The 15,593-nt window shown below is 57.4% G+C and carries 11 protein-coding genes; 5 read left to right on the forward strand and 6 right to left on the reverse strand.

The genetic code is table 11. The features are described 5' to 3' along the window. Window positions 1–144 precede the first annotated feature (144 nt). The 5 genes from serS to lrp form a co-directional block, all read right to left on the reverse strand. The gene (gene serS, locus MXM41_RS09155) at window positions 145–1,437 is read right to left on the reverse strand and encodes a serine--tRNA ligase (RefSeq protein WP_325931390.1); all 1,293 of its coding nucleotides are present in this window, start codon (window positions 1,435–1,437) and stop codon (window positions 145–147) included. Between the two features lie 220 nt (window positions 1,438–1,657). Further along, a complete protein-coding gene (gene rarA, locus MXM41_RS09160) occupies window positions 1,658–3,001 on the reverse strand; it encodes a replication-associated recombination protein RarA (protein WP_325931391.1) in 1,344 nt (447 codons plus the stop codon). A 9-nt stretch (window positions 3,002–3,010) separates the two neighbouring features. Next, window positions 3,011–3,625, reverse strand: a complete 615-nt coding sequence (gene lolA, locus MXM41_RS09165; protein ID WP_325931393.1) for an outer membrane lipoprotein chaperone LolA — start codon at window positions 3,623–3,625, stop codon at window positions 3,011–3,013. Window positions 3,626–3,753: 128 nt separating this feature from the next. Then, window positions 3,754–7,575 (reverse strand): DNA translocase FtsK, encoded by a 3,822-nt coding sequence (gene ftsK, locus MXM41_RS09170; protein WP_325931396.1) that lies wholly within the window; start codon window positions 7,573–7,575, stop codon window positions 3,754–3,756. Window positions 7,576–7,708: 133 nt separating this feature from the next. Beyond that, window positions 7,709–8,203, reverse strand: a complete 495-nt coding sequence (lrp, locus tag MXM41_RS09175) for a leucine-responsive transcriptional regulator Lrp (protein WP_000228469.1) — start codon at window positions 8,201–8,203, stop codon at window positions 7,709–7,711. Between the two features lie 550 nt (window positions 8,204–8,753). On the opposite strand from lrp, the gene trxB reads away from it, so the two are divergent. From trxB to infA, 5 genes are all read left to right on the forward strand, one after another. Beyond that, the gene (gene trxB / locus MXM41_RS09180; RefSeq protein ID WP_103823391.1) at window positions 8,754–9,722 is read left to right on the forward strand and encodes a thioredoxin-disulfide reductase; all 969 of its coding nucleotides are present in this window, start codon (window positions 8,754–8,756) and stop codon (window positions 9,720–9,722) included. A 113-nt stretch (window positions 9,723–9,835) separates the two neighbouring features. After that, window positions 9,836–11,602: a heme ABC transporter permease/ATP-binding protein CydD gene (gene cydD, locus MXM41_RS09185; RefSeq protein WP_325931406.1), complete on the forward strand. Its 1,767-nt coding sequence runs from the start codon at window positions 9,836–9,838 to the stop codon at window positions 11,600–11,602. Then, the gene (gene cydC, locus MXM41_RS09190) at window positions 11,602–13,323 is read left to right on the forward strand and encodes a heme ABC transporter ATP-binding protein/permease CydC (RefSeq protein WP_325931409.1); all 1,722 of its coding nucleotides are present in this window, start codon (window positions 11,602–11,604) and stop codon (window positions 13,321–13,323) included. Before cydD ends, cydC begins: the two co-directional genes overlap by 1 nt. Before the next feature lie 47 nt (window positions 13,324–13,370). Then, entirely contained in the window at window positions 13,371–14,078 is a 708-nt protein-coding gene (gene aat, locus MXM41_RS09195; RefSeq protein ID WP_325931412.1) for a leucyl/phenylalanyl-tRNA--protein transferase, read from the forward strand. A gap of 286 nt (window positions 14,079–14,364) precedes the next feature. Continuing rightward, the gene (gene infA, locus MXM41_RS09205; RefSeq protein WP_001040187.1) at window positions 14,365–14,583 is read left to right on the forward strand and encodes a translation initiation factor IF-1; all 219 of its coding nucleotides are present in this window, start codon (window positions 14,365–14,367) and stop codon (window positions 14,581–14,583) included. A gap of 77 nt (window positions 14,584–14,660) precedes the next feature. On the opposite strand, the gene MXM41_RS09210 is transcribed toward infA, so the two are convergent. Next, window positions 14,661–15,077 carry a hypothetical protein gene (locus MXM41_RS09210; protein ID WP_325931416.1) on the reverse strand — a complete coding sequence of 139 codons (417 nt, stop codon included), beginning with the start codon at window positions 15,075–15,077 and terminating at the stop codon, window positions 14,661–14,663. Window positions 15,078–15,593 lie beyond the last annotated feature (516 nt).

A 15,593-nucleotide genomic window follows, 5' to 3' on the forward strand; every position in this document is an offset into this window, starting at 1 on the left:
TATAAGGAAGGCGTTCGTTAGCAGACGTTTACGCTAACCAGCTGTTTGAGAAGTATTACTACTTTAGAGGGAGGGAATATTGCCTGACATCAAAAGCAGGACATAAAAAAAGCGCCCACAGGCGCTTTTTTACTTAAAAGCAAATTAACCGATGTACTGCTGGCCTTTCATATACGGGCGCAGCACTTCAGGAATTTCGATACGTCCGTCAGCCTGCTGGTAGTTTTCCAGCACCGCGACCAGCGTACGCCCTACGGCCAGACCAGAACCGTTCAGGGTGTGCACCAGACGGGTTTTCTTGTCAGACTTGCTGCGGCAACGTGCCTGCATACGACGCGCCTGGAAATCCCAGACGTTGGAGCAGGAGGAGATTTCACGGTAGGTACCCTGCGCCGGAACCCACACTTCAAGGTCAAAGGTTTTGCAGGCACCAAAGCCCATATCACCCGTGCACAGCGCCATACGACGGTATGGCAGACCCAGCAGCTCAAGCACTTTTTCCGCGTGACCGGTCATCTCTTCCAGCGCCGCCATGGACTCTTCAGGACGGACGATCTGCACCATTTCAACTTTGTCGAACTGGTGCATACGGATCAGACCACGGGTATCGCGGCCATAGGAGCCCGCTTCAGAACGGAAGCACGGCGAGTGCGCAGTCAGTTTGATCGGCAGGTCATCTTCATCGATGATTTCGTCACGCACGAGGTTGGTCAGCGGCACTTCTGCCGTTGGGATCAGCGCGTAGTTGCTGCTGTCTGCTTCCTCGTCCAGCGGACGAGTATGGAACAGATCGCCGGCAAACTTCGGCAGCTGGCCGGTACCGTACAGCGTATCGTGGTTGACCAGATACGGGACGTAGGTTTCGCTGTAGCCGTGCTGCTCGGTATGCAGATCCAGCATGAACTGCGCCAGTGCACGGTGCAGGTGAGCAATCTGGCCTTTCATCACCACAAAGCGAGAACCGGTCAGCTTAACGGCAGCGGCAAAATCGAGCCCCGCGTGCATTTCGCCCAGGGTCACGTGATCGCGCACGTCGAAGTCGAACTCGCGCGGGGTGCCCCAGCGTTTCACTTCCACGTTGTCGTTTTCGTCTTTACCGACAGGTACGCTGTCGTCAGGGATGTTAGGGATCGCCAGCGCGATATCACGAATTTCGGCTTGAAGCACGTCCAGCTCCGCTTTCGCCTGATCCAGTTCTTCACCCAGCTTGTTCACTTCCAGGCGTAATGGCTCGATGTCTTCCCCGCGCGCTTTCGCCTGGCCGATGGATTTCGATCGAGAGTTACGCTCTGCCTGCAAGTTTTCTGTTTGTACCTGCAGAACTTTACGACGCTCTTCGAGAGCGCGCAGCTTATCTACATCCAGTTTAAAGCCCCGGCGTGCCAGTTTTTCAGCGACTGCGTCTGGCTCGTTACGCAGCAGATTGGGATCGAGCATGCTTATCCTGTGCTTATCGAATTAAAAAAATAGGAGGAAATGACCGCAGCCTGCGGTCACAAGAATATACCCTGAATAATTCGAGTTGCAGGCAGGCGGCAAGCGAGTGAATCCCCGGGAGCATAGAAAACTATGCGAATGGGGTGAACGAGCGCAGCCAACGCACATGCAACCTGAAGTATAACGGGTATACATTGCCAACATTACCGCAACGATAGCCCTAACGGTAGCGTTTTATAGGGCTATTTTGATCCTGTCCGGCAAGCCAGGCGAGCTTTTCGCCAATCTTGCCCTCAAGGCCTCTGTTTGTCGGGTGATAGTAGCGTGTTTGTGCCATTTCCTGAGGGAAATACTCTTCTCCGGCGGCGTAGGCGTTGGGCTCGTCGTGCGCATAGCGATACTCCTGACCGTAACCCATCTCTTTCATCAGTTTGGTCGGCGCGTTGCGCAAATGTACCGGCACGTCGTAATCCGGACGCTCGCGGGCATCGGATATCGCCGCTTTAAAGGCGGTATAGACGGCATTACTTTTTGGCGCACAGGCCAGATAGACAATCGCCTGTGCAATGGCGCGCTCGCCTTCGGCAGGCCCGACCCGGGTAAAGCAGTCCCAGGCGGAAAGTGCCACCTGCATGGCGCGCGGATCGGCATTGCCAACATCTTCTGAGGCAATCGCCAGACAGCGACGGGCAACATACAGCGGATCGCCACCGGCGGTGATAATACGCGCATACCAGTAAAGCGCGGCATCGGGCGCACTACCTCGTACCGATTTATGCAGCGCAGAGATCAGATCGTAAAAGCGATCGCCTTTATTATCAAAGCGCGCGCTGCGCTCGCCGGCGATTTCAGTCAGCAGTGCCGGGAGCAGAACCCGCTTTCCACTGTCGTCGGCTTCGGCCATATCGGCCATCATTTCCAGGGTATTCAGCGCCCGGCGCGCATCGCCGTTTACCAGTTCAGCAATGGCGCGACGGGTATCGTCAGGCAGCACGATATCCTGGCCGCCGTAGCCCCGGGCCTTATCGGTCATTGCCTGAGTCAGCACCAGCTCGATATCGTCAGTGGTTAAGGACTTCAGCAGATAGACGCGGGCACGGGACAACAGCGCCGAGTTCAGTTCAAACGAAGGGTTTTCGGTAGTGGCGCCGATAAAGGTTATAGTACCGTCTTCGATGTGCGGCAGAAAGGCGTCCTGCTGGCTTTTGTTAAAGCGGTGAACCTCGTCGACAAACAGGATTGTGCGGCGCCCGGCATTGCGGTTCTGTCGCGCCCGCTCGATGGCTTCGCGAATCTCTTTCACGCCGGAGGTGACGGCGGAAATGCGCTCGACGTCCGCATCGGCATAGCGGGCTATCACTTCAGCCAGCGTTGTTTTGCCCGTACCCGGCGGCCCCCAGAGGATCATCGAATGCAGATGCCCGGCCTCAATGGCCCGCGGCAACGGCTTGCCCGCAGCCAGCAGATGCTGCTGTCCGATATACTGCGCTAAATTTTCTGGCCGCATACGGGCGGCCAGAGGTTGAAACGCATTATCTGAAAAATCGAGCGACAGGTTGCTCACTCACGCCTCTTACTTATTACGTTGATCGTCCACCGTTACGCCCTTCGGCGGGGTAAAGGTGAATTTCGATGCATCGACCGCACCGTTCTGCTGGGATTTCAGCTGGTAGCTGCTGCGCTGATCGTCCTGCTCTACGGCGCTGAACTGATTGATGGTGCCGTTGCTGCTCACATTGATGGTGAACTGCTTCAGATTGCCAGTGCTGCCTTTCGGGGTCAGCACAAAGTCGTCGCCGGTCTGTTTGATGTTGTATTGCTGCCAGTCGCTGGACTGGTTACGGGCAATCAGCATGAATGGCGTATTGCTGGTCGCATCCTTCAGCCAGGTTGCCGTGGCCTGCTCAACAAAGGGGTTAAAGAACCACAGGGTTTTGCCATCGGAGACGAGGATGCTTTCGTCCGGCTGGGTCATATGCCAGTTGAATAGATTCGGTCGTTTAACCCACAAGTCACCCTGACCTTCCTGCACCGCGTTGCCGCTGCCGTCGGTCACTTTTTGCGTGAAGCTGGCATGGAAGCTGCTCACTTTATCCAGACGGCTTTTCAGGTCGCTGGCGGCATCAGCCCAGACGCTGCTTGCCACAAAGCCAGTCAGTAATGCACAGGTGATTGCGATTTTTTTCATTGTTCATCCTTACAAAGCGTCTTCCCGGAATGGGGGTTCTGTCACTATTCTGGACCTGCCCGCAGGCAGGCGACAGAAGAAAATGCTTAATTTTTGTTGATTTACCCATCTTTGCAATCGAGAGGGGATCACTCAAACGGCGGCGGCGCCAGAACTTCCCGGTTGCCGTTATGCCCCTGCTCGCTGACGATGCCCTGGGCTTCCATCTGCTCAATGATGCGCGCCGCCCGGTTGTAACCGATGCGGAACTGACGCTGTACCCCGGAAATAGAAGCTTTGCGTTTTTCGGTGACGAAGTTAACTGCCTGATCGAACAGCGGATCCAGCTCTTCACCGCCGTCAAAGCCGCCACCGCCACCGCCTTCACTTTCGCTGTCAGAGGTGATGCCTTCGACATATTGCGGACGACCGCGCGCCTTCCAGTCCTGGACTACGGCATGCACTTCCTGGTCGCGGACAAAGGCACCGTGGACACGCACCGGCGAGGTCGAATTAGGGCCGGAGAAGAGCATATCCCCCATGCCGAGCAGCGATTCCGCGCCCCCCTGGTCGAGGATGGTACGGGAGTCGATTTTGCTCGACACGGTAAAGGCGATACGGGTCGGAATGTTGGCTTTAATCAGGCCGGTGATCACATCCACCGACGGACGTTGAGTCGCCAGCACCAGGTGGATGCCTGCCGCACGTGCTTTTTGTGCCAGTCGGGCGATCAGCTCTTCCACCTTCTTGCCGACGGTCATCATCAGGTCGGCGAACTCATCCACCAGCACCACGATATACGGCAGTTTCTCCAGCACCGGATGCTCGGCATCCATGCTGTCGCCCGGTTTCCAGTACGGATCCGGAATGGGGCGCCCCATCTTCGCCGCTTCGGCGATGATCTCGTTATAACCCGCAAGGTTACGCACGCCCAGCGCAGACATCAGCTTGTAGCGACGCTCCATCTCGTTAACGCTCCAGCGCAGGGCGTTGGCAGCATCTTTCATGTCGGTCACAACTTCGGTCAGCAGATGCGGTATTCCTTCATAGACCGACAGCTCCAGCATTTTCGGGTCGATCATGATGAAACGCACATCTTCCGGCTGCGCTTTATAGAGCATGCTGAGGATCATGGCGTTCACGCCGACAGATTTACCGGAACCGGTCGTACCCGCGACCAGCAGGTGCGGCATTTTAGCCAGATCCGCCACCACCGGTTCACCAGCGATATCTTTACCCAGCACCACGCTGAGCGGGGATGGATTATCACGGAATTTGGCGTTATCAAGCACCTCACGCAGGTAAACGGTCTGGCGCTTTTTGTTCGGCAGCTCGAGGCCAACGTAAGGTTTGCCCGGGATCACCTCCACCACGCGCACGGCCACGGTCGACAGCGATCGCGCAAGGTCACGGGAGAGGTTAGAAATACGCGCGGCCTTCACGCCCGGTGCCAGGTTCAGCTCGAATCGAGTGATCACCGGGCCCGGGGAGTAGTTCACCACATCGGCTTTAATGCGGAAGTCGGCCAGACGCGCCTCAACCAGACGCGCCATCTGCTCCAGGGCAAAGGTATCGACCGGTTCGACTTCCGTTGGCGGCGGCGTTAACAGATCCAGCGACGGCAGCGGCGTGGTCGGCTTCTGCAGCGGGCGGCTGTCACCGTTACGCATCAGCAGCGGATGGATCAGGCTCTGCTGAGGCTGAGCGGCTGGCTGCTGCGGCTGCTGCGGCTGGGCATACTGCTGCGGCTGCACGGGCTGCTGCGGCTGGGCATACTGCTGCGGCTGCGCTGGCTGCTGTGGCTGGGCATACTGCTGCGGCTGCGCTGGCTGCTGTGGCTGGGCATACTGCTGCGGCTGGGGCGGCGTAAACGCCTGACGCGGCGGCTCAGCTTCAGGCATTACCTCCGGCGTAAACAGCGGTTCACTCGGCGTGTCATCCACCAAGTCTTTCATTGGCGAGAATTCGAAATCTGCCAGAGAGAACGGATTGGCGCCTGTCGGTTGCTCACCGGAATAGCGCTGCTGCTGCGTGGCGGCGAACTGGCGAGCCAGCTCCGCCTCGGCGGCATCATCTTCGTCATCCTGGGTCTGATACTGCTGCGGCTCAGCCTGATACTCATCACCATAACGCTGTTGCTGCTGCTGGGCGAACTGGCGGGCCAGCTCCTCCTGCTGCATGCCATCGGCATCGTCGTAATGTTCATCTTCGTACTGCTGACGTCCGGCCTCACGCGCTTTCTCCTCCGCCATTCGCTGAGAAGGCAGCTTAATGCCATACGAGGCCAGCTCACGGCGGGTAGGAACCCGCACGCGGTTAGGGCGCGGCAGCTGCGGGCCAATACCCTCTTTCACCTGCGGCCGCGGTGCGCCGCCGGTTGCCAGGCTGAATAAAGGTGAGGCAACGCTGGCCGCAGCAGCGCCTGCGCTTGTTGCCTGCTGCACGCTTGCGGCAACTGGCGCGACGGTAGACGCTGGCTCCACAACCGGAACCGGAACAGCCGGAATTTCAGCAGCCTGAACCGGGGCTGGCTCTTGCGCCGCCTCAGGCACCGGCTGGTACCAGGCCGCGAGCTGCTCGCGCTCACGGGCACGTTTCTCTTCCACCTCTTCGAAATAGTAAAGCGGCGGACGGGAGGGTTTAACCTCTTCTACCGGAGGCTCTTCAGCGACCGGTTGAGCGATAACCGGCTCAGGCTGATAAACAGGTTCAGGCTGACAGACCGGTTCAGACTGATACACGGGTTCCGGCTGATACACGGGCTGCTGCGGCTCGTACTGCGGCTGCGCATAGACCGGCTCAGGTTGATAAGGCGGTTGCCACTGCTCCTGTGATGCAGGGGCGGTGTAAGGTTCTGGCTCAGGGATATACGCCGGGGCTACTGGCGCACCAGGCTCAGCCTGCCAGTCAACTGCCGGCGGCTGAAGTGGCATCTCCGGCACAGCAGGCGCCGGAATCACCGGCTCAACCGGGGCTGCGAAGGCCTGAGTTGCCGTGGTTGCAGCAGCGGCGGCGGCAAGCGGCTCAGCCGCTGAGTGCCCGTTGAGCAGCGGATCGTATTCATCATAATCGGATGCCAGCGCACGATTACCGGAGAACAGCACATCATCCGGATCGGCGGCCACGCCACGGGCGCTGTAAGCCACCTCTTCGTCGTCCATCCGTTTGCCGGAGAACAACGCCGCATCGGTTTTGCGGCCTAATGGATTGGCGAATTTCTCTGCCACACGCTTACGACGCGCCAGCGCCCCGCGCATAATGCGGGCACGGCGAGATTCGCGACGCTCAGCGACCGGCTCGGCGTCTTCATAGTCGTCTTCGTACTCTTCGTCGTTAACCCAGGTATCGTCGCGACGGGTACGGTTGCTGGCGAAGGTGAGAATATTGAGGATTACACTGCCGATTTTCTCGGCGATAGTGACCCAGGACCAGCCGGTAAAGAGCGTCAGTCCCGCCCCCCAGACGCAGAGCAGCGCGAGCGTGCCGCCGCTACTGTGCAGCATCGGCTGCAGCGCGGTGCTCAGCAGGCTACCAATCACGCCACCGGAGGCAAAGTACCAGATGTCATCGGCGTTAATCGCCGCCAGACCGCAGGAAGTAAGAATTAAAGCCAGCGCACCAATCAGGCGCAGCGACACGGCAAAATAGTCGATGTAGTCATCGTTCTGGCGATGGCGCCAGGCGAACCAGCAGCCGCCGATAATAATCACGGGAAGGGTGTACGCCATCACGCCAAAGATAAAGAACAGCGTATCCGCCAGCCAGGCGCCCGGTACACCGCCTAAATTATGGATAGGCTCGTGCCATGCGGTTTGTGACCAGCTCGGATCGGAGGGATTAAAACTGAGTAAGGCTGCCATCAACCAGACGGCAAAAAGAGCAACAAGGATCAGTAACGCCTCAAGGAGTCGGCGTCCACTGCTGAGCTTGGTTAAATTGACTTCTTTGTCTTCGGTATATTCCTGGCTCAAAACAGGCTCTCCAGGTATCAGGCAATTCCTGCCTGAGTGCTAAACGGACAACAGTGTCGGGAAGCCCGACACTGTTGCTGTATGGATTACCAGGAGTGTAATCAAAGTACGCTGATATTGCACCTGTTCCGTGTTAGCGCGTCTTAATAACCAGACGATTGCTCTGTTTGACTTCTTCCATTACCACATAGGTACGGGTGTCGTTCACACCAGGCAGTCGCAGCAGGGTTTCACCCAGCAGCTTACGGTAGGCGGACATATCAGGTACGCGGGTTTTCAACAGGTAGTCGAAATCACCGGAAACCAGATGACACTCCTGAATTTCTTCAAGTTTTTGTACGGCGGCATTGAATTGCTCAAACACATCCGGCGCACCACGATTCAGAGTAATCTCAACAAATACCAGAAGTGAGGCATCCAGATAATGCGGGTTCAGCAGTGCTGTATAGCCCTGAATAAAACCCTGTCTTTCCAGTCGGCGCACACGCTCAAGGCATGGCGTCGGGGAAAGTCCCACACGTTTTGAAAGCTCGACGTTGGAAATACGCCCATCCTTTTGCAATTCATTAAGAATGTTACGATCGATACGGTCGAGATCTTTGCCAGGGCGCTTCTTGCTATCTACCATTATTATTGTCTCTCTGTATTCCTTCCCTAACTCCTGCCAGGACCCTGTGCACTTCACTGTTCAGAGTCTTTCCCCGCGGTTAATCGCATCGCCTGTTTTTTAGTTTACGCGATGCCGATTGGGGTTATGTGGTATGAAGACCGTTGCCCAGAGGCGGCCATCAACATCACGTATGGCATCTGTCCACACCATGCGTAGATTTCGCTGACCCGGTAAAAATGGTGATTTTGTGCATGACTATGCGTTACAAAAGCACCGTTTTTTTTCTTCCTTGAATGTTTTCGCAAAAGCGCAGGGGATTGTCAAAGCAAAACATCGATTTTTAGTACAACATGCCGGATATTCATTACGTCCGGCGATTAATCCTCATTTTATCGCCGTCGTTTCGACCGATTACCCACCATTATTGTTATAAAATTACCTTTCCTGCCCTGCCGTTGATTGGCGCTTTCTATTACACACATCGTTAACAAAATCGCTGCGCCCTTTTTTTACGGCAACAAATTCCCTACAATCCGTGAAAATGTCTGCCAACAACAATGGGGATCTCATGGGCACGGCCAAACACAGTAAGCTGCTAATCCTTGGTTCTGGACCTGCGGGATACACCGCAGCGGTCTACGCTGCACGCGCTAACCTGCAACCGGTACTGATTACGGGCATGGAAAAAGGCGGTCAGCTGACCACCACAACCGAAGTAGAAAACTGGCCAGGCGATCCTGAAGGCCTGACCGGGCCGCTGCTGATGGAGCGCATGCACGAACATGCCGCCAAATTTGATACCGAAATCATTTTTGACCACATCAACAAGGTCGATCTGCAAAACCGCCCGTTCCGCCTGACCGGCGATAACGCGGAATACACCTGCGACGCGCTGATCGTTGCCACCGGCGCCTCTGCCCGCTATCTGGGTCTGCCGTCTGAAGAGGAATTTAAAGGCCGTGGCGTTTCCGCCTGCGCAACCTGCGACGGTTTCTTCTACCGTAACCAGAAGGTTGCGGTCATCGGCGGCGGCAACACTGCAGTAGAAGAGGCACTGTATCTGGCGAATATCGCCTCTGAAGTACACCTCATTCACCGCCGTGATACTTTCCGCGCGGAAAAGATCCTGATTAAGCGTCTGATGGACAAAGTGGCCAGCGGCAATATCGTGCTGCACACCCACCGCACGCTGGAAGAAGTGACCGGCGATCAGATGGGCGTGGCGGGCCTGCGTATTCGCGATACGCAGAACACCGACAACGTCGAAACGCTGGAAGTAGCAGGTCTGTTTGTGGCCATCGGTCACAGTCCGAACACGGCGATTTTCGATGGTCAGCTGGAGCTGGAGAACGGCTACATTAAAGTGCAGTCTGGTATTCATGGTAATGCTACCCAGACCAGCATCCCGGGCGTGTTCGCTGCGGGTGACGTGATGGACCACATTTATCGTCAGGCGATCACCTCTGCGGGTACCGGTTGTATGGCGGCGCTGGATGCAGAACGTTATCTCGACGGACTGGCCGATCAGAGTAAATAATTTTTACAAATCAGCAACAAACGTAAATAAGGCGGCGATAAGTCGCCTTTATTGTCTCTGCGATGTAACATTGCCGTGCCCAATACCACATAACATCACCTGCAAAGCACGCAATGGAAAAAACCCGTCAACAAGAGTTAACGCGCTGGCTTAAAAAGCAAAGCGTTCTTTCCCGCCGCTGGCTGAATATTTCCCGTCTCTTAGGGTTTATCAGCGGACTGTTGATTGTCGGCCAGGCATGGCTTCTGGCCCGCATTCTTAACCTTATGATCATGGAAAATATCCCGCGCGAGGCTCTGTTACTGCCTTTCATTGTGCTGACTCTGGTCTTTATTCTGCGCGCCTGGGTTGTCTGGCTGCGTGAGCGCGTGGGTTTTCACGCCGGGCAGAATATCCGCTATGAAATTCGCCGCCAGGTGCTCGACAGGCTGCAGGAGGCCGGTCCCGCCTGGATCCAGGGCAAACCTGCCGGAAGCTGGGCAACGCTTATCCTCGAACAAATCGATGATATGCACGACTACTATGCCCGCTATCTGCCGCAGATGGCGCTCGCCGCTTTCGTCCCCCTGCTGATTGTGCTCGCGATTTTCCCCTACAACTGGGTCGCCGCACTGATCCTTCTGGGCACCGCTCCGCTGATCCCGCTGTTTATGGCGATGGTCGGCATGGGCGCCGCCGATGCCAACCGCCGCAACTTCCTGGCCCTCGGGCGCCTCAGCGGCCATTTCCTTGACCGCCTGCGCGGCATGGAAACGCTGCGTATCTTTGGTCGTGGTGAAGCCGAAACCGAAAATATCCGCCACGCTTCGCAGGATTTCCGTCAGCGCACCATGGAAGTGTTACGCCTGGCCTTTTTATCCTCCGGGGTGCTGGAGTTCTTCACCTCGCTGTCGATTGCGCTGGTTGCTGTCTATTTTGGTTTCTCCTACCTGGGCGCACTCGATTTTGGTCATTACGGTACCGCCGTGACCCTCTCCGCAGGCTTCCTGGCCTTGATTCTGGCACCGGAGTTTTTCCAGCCGCTGCGCGATCTGGGCACCTTCTATCATGCGAAAGCACAGGCGGTGGGCGCGGCAGACAGCCTGAAAACCTTCCTTGAAACGCCGCTGGCGCATCCGCAGCGCGGCGACGTGACCCTGAGCACCACCAGGCCGGTCAGCGTTGAAGCAGACGATTTTTGCGTGCTCTCACCGGAAGGCAAAGTGCTGGCCGGACCGCTCAACTTTACGCTGGCCGCTGGCCAGCGCGTGGTGCTGGTCGGCACCAGCGGCTCCGGTAAAAGCTCGCTGCTGAATGCGTTATCCGGCTTTATGGCCTACAGCGGCTCGCTGCGGATCAATCAGGTTGAGCTTTCAGCGCTCGATCCTGACGAGTGGCGCACCCATTTAAGCTGGGTGGGCCAGAACCCGCAGCTGCCAGCGGCCACGCTGCGGGAAAACGTGCTGCTGGCGCGCCCGGATGCCAGCGAAGAGGAGCTGCAGTCGGTGCTCGATCGCGCCTGGGTCAGCGAGTTTCTGCCCCTGCTGTCGAACGGCGTGGACACGGTAGTGGGCGATCAGTCCGCAGGGCTCTCCGTCGGCCAGGCGCAGCGTATCGCCGTGGCCCGCGCCCTGCTCAACCCGTGCCAGCTTTTACTCCTGGATGAACCCGCCGCCAGCCTGGATGCGCACAGTGAACAGCGCGTGATGCTGGCGCTGGATGCCGCGTCGCAGCAACAAACTACGCTGATGGTGACTCACCAGCTGGAGGGCATCGCCCGGTGGGATCAGATTTGGGTCATGGAAAATGGCCAGCTTGTTGAGCAGGGCGATTACGCCACGCTTGCGGCGGCCCAGGGGCCGTTTGCGGCTCTGCTGGCGAACCGTCAGGAGGAGATCTGATGCGCGCTTTACTGCCTTACCTGGCGCTGTATATGCGTCACAAATGGATGCTGACGCTTGGTGTGGTGCTGGCGATCGTTACCCTGCTGGCCAGTATCGGCCTGTTAACGCTTTCCGGCTGGTTCCTTTCTGCCTCAGCGGTAGCCGGGTTTGCCGGTCTCTATAGCTTTAACTATATGCTGCCTGCCGCCGGGGTGCGCGGCACGGCCATCACTCGTACCGCCGGGCGCTATTTTGAACGTCTGGTCAGCCATGACGCGACCTTCCGCGTGCTGCAACACCTGCGCGTCACCACCTTCAGTAAATTACTGCCCCTCTCCCCTGCCGGGCTGGTACGCTATCGTCAGGGCGAACTGCTTAACCGCGTCGTCGCCGACGTGGATACCCTCGATCACCTTTATTTGCGCGTGATTTCTCCCCTGGTTGGCGCCCTGGTGGTGATTGTGGTCGTCACCCTGGGGCTGTGCCTGCTGGACGTCAATATTGCGCTGGTGCTCGGCGGGATCATGCTCGCGACGCTCGTTATATTACCGCCGCTGTTTTACCGCGCCGGAAAACCGACCGGCGAAAACCTGACGCGTCTTCGCGGCGAGTATCGCCAGCAGCTTACTGGCTGGCTGCAGGGTCAGGCGGAGCTGACCATCTTTGGCGCCAGCCGTCGCTATCGCGCGCAAATGGAAAACACCGAACTGAACTGGCACGAAGCCCAGCGCAAGCAGTCGGAGCTGACGGCCTTGTCCCAGGCACTGATGCTGCTGATTGGCGGGCTGGCGGTAATGGCGATGCTGTGGTTGGCCTCAGGCGGCGTCGGCGGTAACACTCAGCCCGGTCCGTTGATTGCGCTGTTTGTCTTCTGCGCGCTGGCGGCGTTCGAAGCCCTTGCCCCCGTGACCGGCGCTTTCCAGCATCTGGGTCAGGTCGTGGCCTCCGCGTTGCGCATCACGCAAATCACCGGCCAGCAGCCCGAAGTGCAGTTCAGCGCCACCGCGGCTGAGGTGCCTGAGCAGCTGGCCCTGCGCCTTGCGGATGTCAGCTTTGCCTACCCAGGCCAGGCGCAACCGGCGCTGAACCAGGTTAACCTGACGGTTCCCGCTGGCGCGCGTGTGGCGGTGCTGGGACGTACCGGCTGCGGTAAATCGACCCTGCTGCAGCTGCTGACCCGTGCCTGGGATCCGGCCCAGGGGCAGATCCTGTTTAACGACACGCCTCTGGTACAGATGAGCGAGCCCGCGCTGCGCAAGACGGTAAGCGTGGTGCCGCAGCGGGTTCATCTTTTCAGCGCCACCCTGCGCGATAACCTGCTGCTGGCCGCTCCCGGCGCCTCCGATGAAGAATTACGCGGGATGCTGGTAAAGGTGGGGCTGCACAAGCTGCTGGAAGATGAAGGGTTGAACAGCTGGCTCGGCGAAGGTGGCCGTCAGCTCTCCGGCGGCGAGCTGCGCCGCCTGGCGATTGCGCGTGCGCTGCTGCACAATGCGCCATTGATGCTGCTGGATGAACCTACCGAAGGGCTGGATGCTACCACCGAGCGGCAAATCCTTGATTTGTTGAAAAAAGAGATGCAGGGCAAAACGGTGCTGATGGTGACGCACCGTCTGCGCGGGCTGGCGGATTTCGATCGAATTATTGTGATGGACAACGGACAAATTATTGAGCAAGGTAATCACGCTGAACTGTTGGCAAAACAGGGCCGCTACTACCAGTTTAAACAACGTCTGTAGTCTATATTTGAACCGATCCCCACTTTGCGTACTGGAGTTTTGTTGTCATGCGCCTGGTCCAGCTCTCTCGTCATTCTCTTGCGTTCCCTTCTCCGGAAGGGGCGCTGCGTGAACCTAACGGTTTGCTGGCCCTGGGCGGCGATCTGAGCCCGTCACGCTTATTGATGGCCTACCAGCGAGGGATTTTTCCGTGGTTCTCCCCGGGCGATCCGATCTTATGGTGGTCGCCCGACCCCCGGGCTGTTCTGTGGCCCGCGGCGTTTCATGTCAGCCGCAGCATGAAGCGTTTTCACACCCGCTCCCCCTATCGCGTCACCCTCAACCACGCCTTTGGTCAGGTGATCCGGGGGTGCGCCAGCGATCGCTTTGAAGGGACATGGATCACGCCCGAGGTCGTCGACGCCTACCATCGCCTGCACGAGCTGGGTTACGCCCACTCGATTGAGGTATGGGATGACAACAACGCACTGGTGGGCGGGATGTACGGCGTGGCGCAGGGCACGCTGTTTTGCGGCGAGTCGATGTTCAGCCGGGCGGTTAACGCGTCGAAAACCGCGCTGCTGGTCTTCTGCGAACGTTTTGTCCGCAGCGGCGGCCAGTTAATTGACTGTCAGGTGCTGAACGAACATACCGCCTCCCTGGGTGCCGTTGAAATTACCCGTCATGAATATCTGTCGCAGCTGGCGACCCTGCGCATGCAAAAATTACCGCAGAACTTCTGGGTGCCGACGACGTTATTTGTGCCCCAGAGATAAATGTTTTCCGCATATTTTTCCTCAAGGTGCTATAATTCTGCCGCAGAGTAGGTTCTGCCTGTTGCCCCGCCGCCGTTTGGGAATAGTTCGCATCCGATAACGCCCTATCGTTTATCCTGCCACCTCCCCTTTACGTATGCGCTTTTCGTACGGTTCATCCGTGACGTCCGGGTAATACGCTGAAACTGCTTTGTTGCGTTTTAAACGCGCAAATCTTTACTTAATTGATGAATTTCGGCATTATCTTGCCGGTTCAAAACTTGGTAGTGATACCCCAGAGGATTAGATGGCCAAAGAAGACAATATTGAAATGCAGGGTACCGTTCTTGAAACGTTGCCTAACACCATGTTTCGCGTAGAACTGGAAAACGGTCACGTTGTTACCGCGCATATCTCCGGTAAAATGCGTAAGAACTATATCCGTATTCTGACGGGCGACAAAGTGACTGTTGAGCTGACCCCGTACGACCTGAGCAAAGGCCGCATTGTCTTCCGTAGTCGCTAAGAGTTTTTCGCCGCGAATGGCGTAGAGAGATTAATAAAGGCCGGGTTATCCCGGCCTTTTTTTGTGCCCGTCGCGTATCAGTGGATATGCACCACGGTCAGATCCGCCAGCATCGCGTGGGAAATCTCATGCAGCAGGCCGGTAAGGTGCGGGAGCATCTCGCGGTCGAAATGCGACACCAGCAGCACATGATTTAACGCCCGGCAGTAATCGCACTGGGCTTCGGTGCTGTCCAGCAGCCACTCCTTTTGGTGCGTGGGCGGGATCTCATTCTCATCCAGCACGCGAAAATCGGTCATCGATTTTGCCAGCTCAGCGCTGAATACATCAAGGTAAGCCGCCAGACAGCGGCAGACGGGCTGGGTTTGCGGCAGCGAGTCGCAATCGACAAGGATTTCGGTGAGCAGGTTGCAGCGCGCGGCGAGAGTGGAGAGATCGGGGGTGCTGTGTTCGAGTTCGCTGTAAAGCTGGGCAACATTATTTTCATTAGTCATAAATCATCCTTTATGCACGGGAACATATCTGTGCACACAATTCAGGACGCCAATCCTGGCACCTGATTTTGCAGGTGCATCGCCATTCTATTACTGTGGTTTTATCCAGCAATACTCGCATTTAAATTCTGGATAACGCCTCGCAAAATTTTTGGCAAGAGTGCGCGCGGTTCCCCCTCACCCTAACCCTCTCCCTCAAGGGAGAGGGAACCGATCGAGCGTGCAGCGATGACGGAATGCAGGTTGGGCTCAGCAACGCCAGCAACGCCCAGGTCCGGCTGAAAATCGCTGAGGCGTTGACCGCAGGCCGGGGCGAGGCGCATGGACGCGCCGAGAGGGGGCGACCTACATGGATGTAGGATCGCCCCCGACCCGAAAGCCGAAGGGAATAAGCCGAGGGGACCGCGAAGCGGCGATTTTCTTTGCCGGGAGCCGGGATTGTTAAGGGGGCGGCGATAGCCCCCTTAACACGTTCACCGGTTCAGGAGTCTCAGAGAAGCAGGAAACGTGAGGTGA

The sequence above is a fragment of the Leclercia adecarboxylata genome (assembly GCF_035787115.1).
Taxonomy (GTDB): Bacteria; Pseudomonadota; Gammaproteobacteria; order Enterobacterales; family Enterobacteriaceae; genus Enterobacter; species Enterobacter adecarboxylatus_E.